Origin of the sequence: Archangium gephyra (assembly GCF_049060025.1) — a bacterium.
Classification (GTDB): Bacteria; Myxococcota; Myxococcia; order Myxococcales; family Myxococcaceae; genus Archangium; species Archangium gephyra_A.
In genome coordinates this window covers 2,262,966-2,275,665 of sequence record NZ_JBMEQQ010000002.1, presented here as the reverse complement: position 1 = coordinate 2,275,665, position 12,700 = coordinate 2,262,966, and the positions used below count along the sequence as shown (strand labels likewise).

At 70.4% G+C, this 12,700-nt stretch carries 13 protein-coding genes and 1 pseudogene; 7 read left to right on the top strand and 7 right to left on the bottom strand.

Going from position 1 to position 12,700, the window contains the following annotated elements; translation table 11 throughout:
• Positions 1 to 49: 49 nt before the first annotated feature.
• The 3 genes and pseudogenes from ACN28I_RS09825 to ACN28I_RS09815 all read right to left on the bottom strand — a co-directional run bounded on the left by ACN28I_RS09825 (position 50) and on the right by ACN28I_RS09815 (position 2,072).
• Complete coding sequence (locus ACN28I_RS09825; protein WP_420941806.1) at positions 50 to 691, bottom strand: FAD-dependent oxidoreductase; 642 nt, start codon at positions 689 to 691, stop codon at positions 50 to 52.
• A 265-nt stretch (positions 692 to 956) separates the two neighbouring features.
• A pseudogene (locus tag ACN28I_RS09820) lies at positions 957 to 1,460 on the bottom strand (FAD-dependent oxidoreductase); the annotation flags it as partial.
• Positions 1,461 to 1,799: 339 nt separating this feature from the next.
• Positions 1,800 to 2,072, bottom strand: a complete 273-nt coding sequence (locus tag ACN28I_RS09815; protein WP_420948881.1) for a hypothetical protein — start codon at positions 2,070 to 2,072, stop codon at positions 1,800 to 1,802.
• On the opposite strand from ACN28I_RS09815, the gene ACN28I_RS09810 reads away from it, so the two are divergent.
• From ACN28I_RS09810 to ACN28I_RS09800, 3 genes are all read left to right on the top strand, one after another.
• Positions 1,964 to 2,794, top strand: coding sequence for a GNAT family N-acetyltransferase (locus tag ACN28I_RS09810; protein ID WP_420948610.1), 831 nt, complete (start codon positions 1,964 to 1,966; stop codon positions 2,792 to 2,794). The genes ACN28I_RS09815 and ACN28I_RS09810 overlap by 109 nt on opposite strands.
• Complete coding sequence (locus ACN28I_RS09805; RefSeq protein ID WP_420941805.1) at positions 2,782 to 3,957, top strand: DegT/DnrJ/EryC1/StrS family aminotransferase; 1,176 nt, start codon at positions 2,782 to 2,784, stop codon at positions 3,955 to 3,957. Before ACN28I_RS09810 ends, ACN28I_RS09805 begins: the two co-directional genes overlap by 13 nt.
• Before the next feature lie 64 nt (positions 3,958 to 4,021).
• Positions 4,022 to 5,233, top strand: coding sequence for a GNAT family N-acetyltransferase (locus tag ACN28I_RS09800; RefSeq protein ID WP_420941804.1), 1,212 nt, complete (start codon positions 4,022 to 4,024; stop codon positions 5,231 to 5,233).
• A 6-nt stretch (positions 5,234 to 5,239) separates the two neighbouring features.
• On the opposite strand, the gene ACN28I_RS09795 is transcribed toward ACN28I_RS09800, so the two are convergent.
• Complete coding sequence (locus ACN28I_RS09795; protein WP_420941803.1) at positions 5,240 to 6,454, bottom strand: hypothetical protein; 1,215 nt, start codon at positions 6,452 to 6,454, stop codon at positions 5,240 to 5,242.
• A gap of 137 nt (positions 6,455 to 6,591) precedes the next feature.
• Between ACN28I_RS09795 and ACN28I_RS09790 the strand changes: the two genes are divergently transcribed.
• From ACN28I_RS09790 to ACN28I_RS09780, 3 genes are all read left to right on the top strand, one after another.
• Positions 6,592 to 7,260 (top strand): nitroreductase, encoded by a 669-nt coding sequence (locus ACN28I_RS09790; protein ID WP_420941802.1) that lies wholly within the window; start codon positions 6,592 to 6,594, stop codon positions 7,258 to 7,260.
• Between the two features lie 172 nt (positions 7,261 to 7,432).
• Positions 7,433 to 8,212 carry a PAS domain-containing protein gene (locus ACN28I_RS09785; protein WP_420941801.1) on the top strand — a complete coding sequence of 260 codons (780 nt, stop codon included), beginning with the start codon at positions 7,433 to 7,435 and terminating at the stop codon, positions 8,210 to 8,212.
• 72 nt (positions 8,213 to 8,284) lie between these two features.
• Positions 8,285 to 9,226, top strand: coding sequence for an ATP-binding protein (locus ACN28I_RS09780; RefSeq protein ID WP_420941800.1), 942 nt, complete (start codon positions 8,285 to 8,287; stop codon positions 9,224 to 9,226).
• Positions 9,227 to 9,319: 93 nt separating this feature from the next.
• Here the strand turns inward: ACN28I_RS09780 and ACN28I_RS09775 are convergent, their stop codons facing one another.
• From ACN28I_RS09775 to ACN28I_RS09765, 3 genes are all read right to left on the bottom strand, one after another.
• Entirely contained in the window at positions 9,320 to 10,252 is a 933-nt protein-coding gene (locus tag ACN28I_RS09775) for a tetratricopeptide repeat protein (protein ID WP_420941799.1), read from the bottom strand.
• Positions 10,249 to 10,731 carry a cytochrome c-type biogenesis protein gene (locus ACN28I_RS09770; RefSeq protein ID WP_420941798.1) on the bottom strand — a complete coding sequence of 161 codons (483 nt, stop codon included), beginning with the start codon at positions 10,729 to 10,731 and terminating at the stop codon, positions 10,249 to 10,251. The genes ACN28I_RS09775 and ACN28I_RS09770 overlap by 4 nt, the downstream gene beginning before the upstream one ends.
• A 146-nt stretch (positions 10,732 to 10,877) precedes the next feature.
• Entirely contained in the window at positions 10,878 to 11,294 is a 417-nt protein-coding gene (locus ACN28I_RS09765) for a helix-turn-helix transcriptional regulator (protein ID WP_420941797.1), read from the bottom strand.
• A gap of 238 nt (positions 11,295 to 11,532) precedes the next feature.
• Between ACN28I_RS09765 and ACN28I_RS09760 the strand changes: the two genes are divergently transcribed.
• Complete coding sequence (locus ACN28I_RS09760; protein WP_420941796.1) at positions 11,533 to 12,684, top strand: serine/threonine-protein kinase; 1,152 nt, start codon at positions 11,533 to 11,535, stop codon at positions 12,682 to 12,684.
• Positions 12,685 to 12,700 lie beyond the last annotated feature (16 nt).

The window sequence follows — 12,700 nt, the reverse complement described above, 5'->3', positions numbered from 1 at the left end:
GCGTAGGCGACAACCTCCCCGGACGTCGAACGGCTGAAGGCCCGCCTGCTCAGGCCGCCTGGTTCCTCGAGATCGCCATGGGCACCGGCGCGTGCGTCTGGGCGCTCGCGGCGGGCCGGGTGGTGAGCGCCTTGAGCACCATCCGCGGGGCACCCATGGTGGCGGGGGACGCGACCATGTGCATCACCCGCATGAACGTCTTCAGCGCCTCGGGATCCCGCGCCGCGAGCCGCTGGAACCGGTCGCCATACCAGTTCGTCAGGCCGAACCCCGGCGGACGCTTGCCCTCCACCTCGGGGAAGCGCAGGTCGCCGGTCGTCGCCATGGTCCAGGGGAGTTGGAGCAGCTCGCCCACGTGCCGGCGGTAGCGCTGCGCCACCCCGTCCAGCCCCTGGCGCAGGCACTCGCCCAGGGCCTGCGCCTGCAGCGCGCCCGTGGTCATGCCCTGGCCGTAGATGGGATTGAAGGAGCAGAAAGCATCTCCGAGCACCGCGAGCCCCTCGGGGAAGCGGGGCATGCGCTCGTAGTGCCGCCGCTGGTTGTGCGAGAAGCGGTAGTGGTGGATGGGCCCGAAGGGCTCGGCGTTCTTGAGGGCCTCGTAGAGGTGCGGCTGGGGCAGGGTCCGGGCGAACTGGAGGAAGTCCGCGTCGTCCGTCGGGGAAGGGCCCTCGCCCAGCCAGCCGCCCAACATCACCAGCCAGCGGTCCCCCTCGATGCGCTGAATGGTGCCGACCTTCCGCTGCTCGGGCAGCTTGGGGGAGATGCTCAGGAGGCTCCCATCCCGGCTCGAAGCCCTGGGGCCGGTGGTACAGGCGGGTGGCGTAGCGCACGTCGACGTGGATGTGCGTCTCCTCCACGCGGGGGTAACCCAGTGACTCCAGCCACTGGGGTGCGCGTGAGCCGCGGCCGCTGGCGTCCGCCACCAGGTCCGCCTCGAGCGTCTCTTCCTCGCCGCCGCCGGGCGCCTGCAACCGGATGCCCGTGACGCGGGCCTTGTCCGGGCTCGTCAGGAAGCCCGTCACCTCGCGGCCATCCACGATGCGCACGTTGGGCAGGGCCTGGAGGCGCTGGCGGATGACCCACTCGAGCAGCGGCCGGCTCTGGCAGGTGAGATCCAGACCAATGCGTCCCCGGGGAATCCAGTTGCCGCCCATGCACCAGGCGTGGTGCTCGGTCATGTCCATGATGATCCCCCCGGCGGCCTTCAGATCCTCGGAGAAGCCAGGGAAGATCTCGTTGAAGATGTTCAGTCCGCGCGAGAGCAGGCTGTGGGCATGCTGCGCCTGGGGGACGCCCTTGCGCGCCTGCGGCCCGGGCTCGAAACGGTCGCGCTCCACGAGGGTGACGCGCTCGAAGTGGCGGGAGAGCACTCCCGCGGCGATCAGCCCGGAGATGCTGCCGCCGTAGACGAGGGCGTGCTTGCCAGCGGGAGGGGAAGGCGGGGAGGTGGGAGTGCTCATGAGGACCTCGGTGTGGGAGAAGAGGGCCGAAGCGTAGGCGACCCCCCGCGCAAGGTCGATTTGCTGACAGATGCCTGCCAGCTCCCTGTGGGTTTGCCTCGGAGGGAGCGGGCGGAAATGCCGCGCGTGGGTTGTGGGCGGGCACGTCCGTTACCACCTTCCGGCGCACGCGGGCCCTCGAGGCGCCGCGCCGTCAGGAGCCGGACACATTCACATGGAAGCCAGACAGCTCTCCCCCGCGCCGAGCGTCACCGAGGTGGCGGATCGGACCGCCTTCATGGCACTCGAGCCTGAGTGGAACGCGCTCGTGGAGTCCACGGCCGATGAGCCTTTCTACCGTCATGAGTTCATCCGGATATGGATGGACAACTTCGCCCCGGAGTCGAAGCAGCGCGTGCTGACGCTGCGCGACGAGGCGGGGAAGCTGAGCGCCGTCCTGCCGCTGATGGCCGGGCGGGCGTCGATGTATGGGGTGCCGGTGCGGCAGCTCTCCGCCGCGGCCAATACCCACTCGTGCCGCTTCGACGTGGTGGCGCGCGAGCCGAAGGTGGCCGCGGAGGCGTTCCTCTCGCACCTGCGCACGGACAAGAGCTGGGACGTGCTGCTGCTCACGGACGTGCCCGAGGGCGGGGCCGGCTGGCCGCTGTACGAGGCGGCGAGGGCGGCGGGGCTGTCGGTGGGGACGTGGGAGTCGCTGCAGTCGCCCTACATCCCGTTGCCGGCCTCGTGGGAGGCGTACCAGCAGAACGCTGCAGTCCAAGTTCAAGGCCAACTGCCGCCGTCGGCGCCGCAAGCTGGAGGAGAAGGGCCGCGTCACGGTGGAGCGGGTGGAAGGCGGCCTGGATCTCGAGGCGAAGCTGGAGGAAGGCTTCGCGCTGGAGGCGAGCGGCTGGAAGGGCCGGCGCGGAACGGCGATGGCGCAGGACGCGCGGACGCGGGGCTTCTACTCGGAGCTGGCGCGCTCGGCGGGCTACGCGGGCCGGCTGGCGCTCTACTACATGCGGCTGGACGGGCGCGCGGTGGCCTTCCAGTACGCGCTGGAGTACGGCGGGCGCTACTTCCTGCTCAAGCCCGGCTACGACGAGACGCTCGGGGATTGCAGCCCGGGCCAGCTCCTCATGGAGGACGTGTTGCGCGACTGCATGTCGCGAGGCCTGCGCGAGTTCGACTTCCTCGGGCCGGACATGGTGTGGAAGCGGGACTGGACGGACAAGGTCCGCCGCCACACCTGGCTCTACGTCTTCAACGATACGGCATTGGGCCGCGCCATGTGCGCGGCGAAGTTCCGCTGGGCACCGGTGGCCAGGGAGGTGGTGGCGAAATGGAAGCGGTGAAGAATTCGCGGTTGTTCGTTCCCGCCCTGCCGACGTTGTGGCCGGGCATGTTGCTGGGCCGCGGTGAGCCGAGCGGCTTCATGCCCTTCAGCGCGCCCAACGTGCGCTGGTTCTACTTCGCCCGCAACGCCGTCTGGCTGACGGTGAAGATGCTGGGGTTGGACAAGGGCGAGGTGCTGATGCCCGCCTACCACCACGGTGTGGAGGTGGAGGCCGTGGCGGACGCGGGTGCCACGCCGCGCTTCTACCGGGTGGGCAGCCGCTGGGACGTGGACGTGGAGGACGTGGAGCGGCGCATCGGGCCGAACACCAAGGCGCTCTACCTCACGCACTACGCGGGCTTCCCGGGCCCCGCCGACGAGATGCGGCGCATCGCCGACAAGCATGGCCTGCCGCTCATCGAGGACTGCGCGCTGTCGCTGCTGAGCGCGGACGGCTCGGTGCCGCTGGGGACGACGGGAGACATCGGCATCTTCTGCCTCTACAAGACGCTGCCGCTGCCACATGGCGGGGCGCTCGTCGTCAACGGCCCGAGGCAGTACAGCCTGCCCGAGCCGCCCATGCCGCCGCTCACGTCCACGTTCAGCCACACGGTGTCCGCGCTGCTGCAGAACCTGGAGCTGCGGGGAGGCCGCTTCGGGCGCGGGGTGCGCAGCTTCATCCGCGGCCTGGGCAAGGGCGCGGTGAAGGCCGCGGACATCCAGCGCGTGGCCACGGGCACGCAGCACTTCGATCGGCGGCACGTGGACCTGGGGATGAGCCCGTTCGCGAGGCGGATCGCCCAGGCGCAGGACCTGGAGTCCATCGTCGAGCGGCGGCGGCGCAACTACTTCTACCTGCTGGGACGGCTGCGGGACGTGTCGCCGCCGCTGTTCAACCAGCTTCCCGCGGGGGTGAGCCCGCTCTTCTACCCGCTGGTGGTGGAGGACAAGGCGGAGGTGCTGGCGAGGCTGCACGCGAGGGGCATCGAGGCCATCGACTTCTGGCGGCACATGCACCCGGCGTGCGACGCCTCGGCCTTCCCCGAGGTGATGCAACTGCGGCGGAGCATCGTGGAGATTCCGTGCCACCAGGATCTCACGCCGGAGGTGATGGCGGAGGTGGCCCTGGCGGTGCGAGGCGCGCTGACGCAGGACCAGCGCACCCGCAAGCACGCGGGCTGAAGTCCCCCCTCTCCCTCCGGGAGAGGGCCGGGGTGAGGGTCTTTCGAAACACGAGGTCAACACCGTGATCCACGAAGCGGAACTGTCACCCACTCCGAGCCCGGCGCAGTGGCTGGAGGTGGACACCGTCTGGGGCCTGTCGCAGCTCGCGGGGCTGCGGGGCGCCTGGAGCGGGCTGCTCGAGCAGAGCAACGCGGGCCCGTTCAACGCCTGGGAGTGGCTGTACCCGTGGTGCCGGCGCATTGGCGCGGACCGCAAGCCCTTCGTGATGCAGGCGAAGGACCGGACGGGAGCGCTGGTGGGGCTGATGCCGCTGGGCTTCGAGTACCTGTGGGTGCTCGGGAGGCCGGTGCGGCGGCTGGCGTTCCTGGGCGAGACGCACGTGGGCAGCGACTACCTGGACGTGGTGGCCCGGCGAGGCCGCGAGGAGGAGGTGGCGCGCCTCTTCGCCGAGGCCCTGTGGGAGCTGAGGGACCAGTGGGACGTGCTGGATCTGTCGGACCTGCGCGAGGACTCGGTGACGGTGCGGGTGCTGCGGGAGACGTTCGGCAAGTACCGGGCGGACCTGCGGATGTCCACGCGCTACGTGTGCCCGTACGAGACGCTGGGGAAGGGCGAGTCCTTCGACGGCTTCCTGAAGCGCACGAGCCGGCGGGACAACTTCCTGCGCCGCAAGAAGTGGCTGGAGAAGCAGGAGGGCTACCGCATCGAGAAGACGGAGGCGCCGGGCGCGCTGGCCGGGCCGCTGACGGACTTCTTCCGGCTGCACGCGATGCGGTGGGAGTCGGACGGAGGCTCGCAGGGCATCCGCGGCAGTGGCGTGGAGTCCTTCCACCGTGACGCGACGCAGTTGCTCGCCGAGCGGGGCCGGCTGCGCATGTACACGATGAAGGTGGGAGGCCAGGCGGTGGCCTCGGTGTACGGCATCCTCCACCGGGACTCGTTCATCTACTTCCAGTCCGGCTATGACCCGGCGTGGCGCAACCGGAGCGTGGGCCTGGTGCTGGTGGGCGAGACCTTCAAGGACGCCCTCGAGGCCGGGCTCACCGAGTACGACTTCCTGCGCGGCACCGAGTCCTACAAGTCCGACTGGACGACGCAGCAGCGGCGCACCGTGTCGATGCGCGTGCTGTCTCCGGGCGGAGGCGGCGAGTGGCTCGTGCGGCGCGAGGAGGCGATGAAGCAGGTGCGCGAGGTGGCCAAGCGCGTGCTGCCGCAGGACATGGTCGAGCGCGTGCGCCGGTTGCGGCGCAGGCTCTCGGCGGTGCGCGGGTAGGCCGCGTCAGGGCGCGCTGTCGCCAGCCACGGCGGGAGAACGGGCCGGGGCTGGCACGGGCTCGAGCTCGAGCACGCGCGGGGTGCCCAGGAGTCCGGTGGTGACGAGCACCTGGACCTCGGAGTCGCGGGGGATGGCCTGTCCGAAGTCATAGGGCAGGCTCACCTTGCCGATGCGCTCCAGCTCCAGCTCCCAGAACTCGACGCCTCCCAGGTCATCGGGGTACGAGCGGAGGACCTTCACCTGGTCCCCCTCGACCCTGGCACCGGAGGGCAGGGTGTTGAGGCCGCAGAGGAGGATGGGGAGCAGCACGCTGCCGATGATGGCGAGGCAGGGCACCTGCCAGGCGCGCCGGTAGAAGCTGTGCTGGCCGCGCGAGGCCCACAGCAGGCCCAGGCCCACCAGCGCCCCGGCGGCGAGCCCGAGCAGCCAGCTCGTGAGCAGGCCCAGCGGGAAGGCCGCGTTCCCGGTGAGCACCTGCAGCACGGCCAGCAGGGTGAGGCCCGCGGGCATGGACAGCATCGCCAGGGTGGTGGTGACGCGCAGCTCCGCGTTGGTGTCGAGTACGCGGGACCGCAGCGCTCCGGGCGTGCCACGCCGGGGCGACTCCTTCAACGTCTTCACCACCGTGTGGAGCTGCTGGAAGAAGGAGGCGAGGCGCGCGGGGAACTCGGCCTCGTCCACGCGGTGGAGATCCAGCTCCGCCTCCAGGCACTGTCCGGCCTGTACCCAGGCGACATGGCCCTTTGGCCCGGGAGTCGCCGGGTCGTTGTCCGCTTCCAGCGGGAGCGCGGCGATGGCCTGGCGCAGCGGCTCGTGGCTGAGCAGGCGCGCGGCGGCCTCGGGGTCCGAGCACAGCAGCAGGTGCCGCGCATCGAAGGCCGCATCGCCGGTGGTCAGCTCGGCGATGAAGCCGCGCTTCTTCCACTTCTGATCCGAGGACGTCTCGGCGCGCAGCACCAGGTCCGTGGAGGTGACGGACGGGAAGGTCAGGTGCCAGAAGGGGCGCGCGGGGATCAGGGTGTGGGTGAGCACCAGCTCCCAGGGGATGCCCTCGGCCGTCCCGGTCACGCGGCGCGCATCCTGGGCCGTGCCCCCGAGCTCCTGGGCCACGGCGTTCACCCACGCGCGGCGGCGGCGCAGGCCCATGAAGAAGAGGATGACCGGGGCCCACAGCGGGTTGAGGAGCATGAAGAGCTTCCCCCAGGCGATTCGGAACATGCGTCGGCTCCCTGTCGAGCGGGCATTCTCACCCAGGGACGGGCCGGGTGCCCAGAGGGGGGGCCGCGAAGCTGGAACTCGCACTCGTCCACGCCCCCTTCACTCCCTCCCGCGGATGTGGGAATGAAGCGGCCATCATGTTGGACTTCGAGGAACTCGTCCGAAGCCGGTGCTCGAGCCGCCGTTTTCTCCCCACCCCCATTCCTCGAGAGCTGCTCGCGGAGGCCCTGGCGCTCGCGCAGCTCGCGCCCTCCAACTCGAACATCCAGCCCTGGCGCCTCTTTCTCATGGAGGGCGAGCGCCTGGAGCGCCTGCGCGAGGCCCTTCGGGCGGAGGTGAAAGCGAATCCGCGTGAGCTGGCACCGCTGCCCGTGTCCTTCCAGGGGTATCGCCGTGAGTTGGGGACGATCGTCTACGGGGCGATGGGGATTTCCCGGGACGATGAAGCCGGAAGAGCACTGGCCTCGCAGCGCAATTACGAGTTCTTCGGCGCGCCCATGGCCGGCATCTTGTGCATGCACCGGGACCTCGGTCTCGCGGATGCGGTGAGCGTCGGAATGTACCTCCAGACCCTGGTCCTGGGATTGACGGCTCGGGGTATCGGCTCCTGCGTCCAAGCCGCGTTGACGACGTATCCAGAAGTCATTCGCCGTGAGCTGGCCATCCCCGAGGAGCTCGTGATCCTCTGTGGGCTGTCCTTGGGGTATGCGGATCCTGCCTTTCCCGCGAACCACCTCAAGGTGCCGAAAAGGCCCGTGGAACAGAATGTGTCGATTCTCGGCCCGGATGCGGACCGGGCCGCGTGAGCCCTTGACCCGCTCGCTCTCTGAGCAGGGCTCCTCTTCGCCTTTTCCTTCCGGGCGAATGGCCCGGTGCGCCGGGAGGGGTTGTGTCCAGACCCGGGCTTCCTCGTCCCCTGGCCGTTGACGGGGAGAGACGCCTTGGGCACACCTGCGGACCCCCGCTGGGCCCATCGAGATGGACACCCGAGAGAACCCCGCCCGCCAGGCAGCCGAGGGCAGCCATGGCTCCCCGCTCCCCATGCCGCCTGTTGCTCCGGTGCTCGACCATCAGGATCTGTTCGAGAACACCCCCAACCCCTACCTCGTCGTGACGCCGGACCTCACCATCGTCGCGGTGAACGAGGCCTACCTGCGCGCCGTGAAGGCGGTGCGCGAGAGCCTCCTCGGGCGCTACCTCTTCGACGTGTTTCCGGACAACCCCTCCGACCCGGGCGCCACGGGCGTGAGGAATCTGCGCGCCTCGCTGGAGCGGGTGCTCTCGACCCGGGCGCCGGACATCATGCCGGTGCAGAAGTACGACATCCGCACGCCGGAGACGGGGGACTTCGAGGAGCGCTTCTGGAGTCCCCGCAACATGCCGGTCCTCACCGCCGGGGGCCAGGTGCGCCTCATCATCCACCACGTGGAGGACGTGACGGAGTTCGTCCGGATCTCCCGGCAGCGCGAGCGCGAGCGGGAGATGAACGCCGAGCTGCGCAGCCGCAACGCGCGGATGGAGGCCGAGATCCACCAGAGCGGGCTGGAGGCTTCCAGGCGCTCAACGTCGAGCTGCTCGCCGCCAACGAGGCGCTCGCGCGGCGCATCCGGGCGTCGGAGCAGGCCGAGCGGGCGGTGCGCGAGAAGGAGGAGCTGCTGCGGGCCGTCATCAGCTCGCTCACGGAAGGCGTCACGGTGCAGGATGCCCGGGGGGTGCTGTGGCTCGCCAATGCGACGGCCGAGCGGCTCTTCGGCCTGACCCAGCCGGAGACTCCAGGGGCGCGACTCCGCGGACCCCCGCTGGGGGGCGGTGTACCTGGATGGCACGCCCATGCCCGCCGAGCAGCACCCGCCCATGGTGGCGCTGCGCACCGGGATCCGCCAGGTGGACCGGGTGATGGGCATCCAGCAGCCGGACGGCACGCGCGTGTGGCTGTCGGTGAATGCCCAGCCGCTCTTCGAGCCCGATGGCCGCACCCTCGCCGGCGTGGTCTCCTCCTTCTTCGACATCACCGAGCGCATCCGGAGCGAAGAGGAGCGGGGGCGGTTGCTGCGGGAGGCCCAGGAGGCCGTCCGGGTGCGGGATGAGTTCCTCTCCATCGCCTCGCACGAGCTGCGCACGCCGCTCACGCCGCTGAACCTCAAGCTGCACAGCCTGCTGCGCGCGGCGGAGTCCGCTCAGGGGGGCGCGGTGCCGGCCGCGCGTGTCGCCGCGGATGTCCACGTGGCGCAGCGGCAGGTGCGCAAGCTGGCGGACCTGATTCGAGACCTGCTCGACGTCTCGCGCCTCGCGCACGGCAGGCTGTCGTTGAACCTGGAGGACGTGGACCTGGCGGCGCTGACGCGGGAGGTGACGGAGGGGCTGGCGCCAGAGGCCGAGCGCGCCGGGTGCACCGTGGAGGTCCACGCGGCGGCGGCGCTGGTGGGGCACTGGGATCGGCTGCGGCTGGAGCAGGTGCTCACCAACCTGCTGACCAACGCGCTCAAGTACGGCGCGGGCCAGCCCATCCGGGTGGATGTGCGCGCGGAGGGGGAGGGCGCGGTGCTCGAGGTGCGCGACGGCGGCATTGGCATCGAGGCCGAGCATCTCGCCCGCATCTTCGGCAAGTTCGAGCGCGCCGTGTCCGAGCGCCACTATGGCGGACTGGGGCTCGGGCTCTACATCACGCAGCAGGTCGTCCAGGCGATGGGCGGCAGCCTTCACGTGGAGAGCCAGCCGGGGCAGGGAGCCACCTTCCGTGTGCACCTGCCCCTGCGCGGCGCGCGGGCCTGAAAACACCGGGGCCGGACACCGCTGACGAATCAGCGGCGTCCGGCCCCGATTGAAGTGTCCCCGACAGGATTCGAACCCGCCGGGGTGGCCTTTCTACCGGCCCAGCTCGCCGCGGAGCTGCTGGATGGCGGAGAGCAGCGGCGGCGGGTGCATCTCGCCAGGCACCTCGACGGCGAAGCGCTCGAACATCCCCAGCGCCTTGGCCTTGTCGCCCTGCCGCATCGCGATGGCGCCCAGGAACAGCAGCGCCTCCTGCGCGTCCGGGTACGTGTCCACCAGCATCATCAGATCCCGCTCCGAGCCCGCCTCGTCCCCGCGCACGGCCTTCAGCACGCCCAGGTGCACCCGCAGCTCCACGCTGAACGGATCCAACGCCAGCGCGCGCTGCGTGACGCGATCGGCCTCCTCGTACATCTGCCGCCGGATGAGCTCGTGGCTCAGCAGCGCCGCGGCATCGATGTCCGACGGGTTGTTCCTCAGGCGCTCCATCGCCTGCTCCAGATCCGGATCCTGCTGCGGCGGCTGCTGCGCGTTGGCGCCCAGGCCCGGAGGCACCCGGCCCGTGGCGGCGGCGTCCTCGCCTCGCGGGAGCTGCTCGGACACCAGCGTGTAGCTCAGGATGGCGAAGAACAGCACGATGCCTCCGCCCCACATCGCGCCCTTCAACTGGGGCGACAGGCCGCCCGTGGCCGCCGGCGCCTCCCGCAACTCGCCCGCGGCCCCCGGGGTGGCTCCGCGCTTCTTCAGGTTCGCGTCCTTGGCGCGCAGCGCCGACGCGGCCTCCAGCTCCAGCCGCTTGCGCTCCGACTCATAGCGCTCCGGCTCCAGGGCATGCTTGTCCGCGGCCAGCTCCTTGAGCTGCTCGATGAGCGACTGGTAGCGCCGCTCCAGATCCTCGAGCGCGCCATCCTTCGACTCCGGCGCGGGCGCACCGCTCTTGCGGGTGAGGAGGAACAACACGGCGGCGATGAAGCCCACCGCGAGCACGATGAGGCCAGGCATCCAGTTGGTGGCGGTCGGGTTCATTGATCCAGCTCCCGGCGCACGGCCGCGAGGTAGGGGTCCTCGGAATCGGTGGAGGCGGTGGGCGTCACGGGCGCGGAGGCCGCCGGAGTGGCGGAGCCGGGCTCGCGCTTCACCTGCCGGTAGATGACGAAGGCGCCGCCCAGCAGCAGCAGCACCGGGGTCAGCCACACGAGCGGGTTCTCGGCCACCTTGGGCTGCAGCAGCACCCACTCGCCGTAGCGGGCCACGAAGTAGTCACGGACCTCCTGGTCCGTCTTCCCCTCGGAGACGAGCTCGCGGATCTTGTCGAGCTGGGCGCGGGCCATGGACGAGGGGCTGTCCGTGACGGAGAGGCCCTGGCAGACGGCGCAGCGCAGCTCCTTGCCGAGCGTTTGCACGCGGGCCTCGAGGGCCGGCGCGAGGGGTTCACTTCCAGCCTGCTGGGGCGCGTACTGCCCCGAGGCGAGAAAGAGGGTGAGCGTGAGGAGGGCAGCAGTCATGGGGTGGCCGGAATCCGGCTCACCTACCTAGCGCCCCTGCCCGGGTGTTGCCTAGGGAAACCCCAGGGCAGGAGGGCGGACACGGCCCCCGCCCGCCCGCTCCCCGGCCACCCGAAGCCGCCTGGAGGGCCTGTGAAGGGGGCCTGTCAGGAGGGGGAGGAGTCCTCGGAGGAGCGGCCCTGCCGGATCAACCGCAGGCGCAGCAGTCCGGTGGCCATGAGACTGAGCAGGCGGAACTCGGCCGGCTCCAGCCGCTTCACGGTGCGGACCAGGCGGCGGATCTCCCCGGGCTCCTCGACGGGACGGGGGGCCGGCTCCTTGGTCCAGAAGTTCTCCTGCGCGGGGGTCAGCCCCAGCAGCACATCCGAGGGGATGCGCAGGATCTCACAGAGCTTCTTCAGCGTGGGGACGCTGGGCAGCATGCCGCCGCGCTCCAGCCGTCCATACACCTCGGTGGCGAGACCCACCCGTTCGGCCACGTCCTCCTGGGTGAGATTGGCCCGGACCCGAGCCGCCCGGGCCGCTGTCCCGATGGTCCCAGCCAGTCCTCGTGGGAGTGCCATGCCGTGCGATCCTCGAAATAGAGAGCAGGGCGTAGGGCCCGGAGCACCCGGGCCTACGTGACTTCTAAGATAACCGGAAAAGTGGTGACTTCAAGAGTCATGTGAGAGGTAGACACGACTTTCGAGGTCACAGCCCGAAGATCCGCCCCAGCAGCTCCCTGTCATCATTCTTGGTGCTTCGTGGGGCGCATGTTTACCTTTCGAGTCAGCCCGCGCATACCCCCAAGGAGTGCTTCGCATGTCGATCCGGACGACCCCTGAAACAACCTCCACGCGAGAGACCCACCCGGTGGTGTTCGATGCCGGGATGGTGAGTTACGAGCTGGTGCGCTCGTTGGGCCAGGGCCATCACGGGGAGTTGTTGCTCACGCGCCAGCGTTATCACGACGGCGCGGGAGGCTACACTGTTCTCAAGCGTCTCAACCGCGTGGTGCGTCAGGAGGACTACCAGCGGTTGGTGGAGGAGGCGCGCCTGGGAGGCCAGTTGCGCCACCCCAACATCGTCTCGGTGCAGCTCCTCGGGGGCACCGCGGACGCGCCGCTGCTGCTGGTGGAGTACGTCGAGGGCCAGCTCCTGGGTGACCTGATGCGTCAGGCCGCGCGTGCGGGCCGCTCCGTCTCGGAGGCCCTCGCCTGCCATGTGACCTCTGAGGTCGCGGATGGGTTGCACTACGCGCACGCCGTCCTGGACGAGAAGGGCCGCCACCTGGGCGTCGTCCACCGGGACGTGACGCCCCAGGGCATCATCCTGAGCCGGCATGGCGAGGTGAAGCTGACGGACTTCGGGGCCGCCTGGTCCCGGCTCGAGGGGCGCATCTCCACCGAGGGCGATAGCGACCTGGGCAACCTGGCCTACAGCTCCCCCGAGCGGGCCATGTTGGATCCCCTGGACGGACGCTCGGATCTGTTCTCCCTGGGACTGATCCTCCTGCAGCTGCTCACGGGCGAGCACCTGCTGCACGCGGCCGAGCGCCACGAGGCGGAGCTGCTCAGCCGCCAGTTGCGTGCGCGGGGGGACGGCCGCGTGCCGGGCCTCGAGGAGCTGAGCGCCTCGCGCACCGGCGAGCTGATGAAGCGCATGCGCCAGCTCAGCTCCCAGCACGTGCAGGCGGCGACGCGCTCGCTGCCGGAGGGGCTGCGGCCCATCATCCACCGGGCGCTCGCGCCGCGGCGGGAGGACCGTTATGCCACGGGGGGGGAGCTGGCCCGGGCACTCCGGGATCATCTGTGGAGCTCGGGGCTGAGGTACGGACGGGCCGAGCTGGCGGCGGAGGTCTCCTCGCTCACCCAGGCGGCCCTGGCGGAGCTGGAACAGCCCGCGGGCACCCCGAAGCGGGGCAGGAGGTCGGCGTCCCGGGGCCGACGGGGAGGCGCTGGAAAGGCGTCCTGAGGCTTGGCCTGGGGCC